This is a genomic window from Pedobacter agri PB92, from assembly GCF_000258495.1.
Taxonomy (GTDB): domain Bacteria; phylum Bacteroidota; class Bacteroidia; order Sphingobacteriales; family Sphingobacteriaceae; genus Pedobacter; species Pedobacter agri.
This window is the reverse complement of the sequence record NZ_AJLG01000365.1, coordinates 1-379: the sequence shown is the minus strand read 5'-3', so window position 1 is coordinate 379 and position 379 is coordinate 1. Positions and strand designations below refer to the sequence as shown.

Here is a 379-nt window from a genome sequence, read left to right as displayed (position 1 = left end):
ATCATGGGCTTTGCTAGGCGTAAGATAGTCCAGACTACCGTGTGGCCTTTTATCGTTATAGTTTTTGATAATGATTTCAATGCTCTTTTTAGCTTCTTTATGATCCTTATATATCTTTTTTGGGAAGAACTCATTTTTCACTATTCCATTAACACGTTCGGCTAAAGCATTATCATAGGGACTACCACTTTCAGTCATACTTATTGCAATTCTGTCCCTGTTAAGAAGTTCAGTATAGCTTTTGGAACAATATTGTATCCCCGATCCGAATGATGAACCAATATGAACGGTGAGTCTTTTTTCCTCCCGTTGATAGCCATCTCAAGAGCGATAATACAGCCGGTAGCTTCAAGGTTCGGATGGAGTGCAAATCCTATGA

The 379-nt window shown here is 38.8% G+C and carries 1 protein-coding gene; it reads right to left on the bottom strand.

What is annotated here, in order from left to right:
• Nucleotides 1–204 (bottom strand): integrase core domain-containing protein (locus tag ON09_RS24645; RefSeq protein WP_262495854.1); only part of this gene is annotated, 204 nt, incomplete at its 3' end.
• Nucleotides 205–379 lie beyond the last annotated feature (175 nt).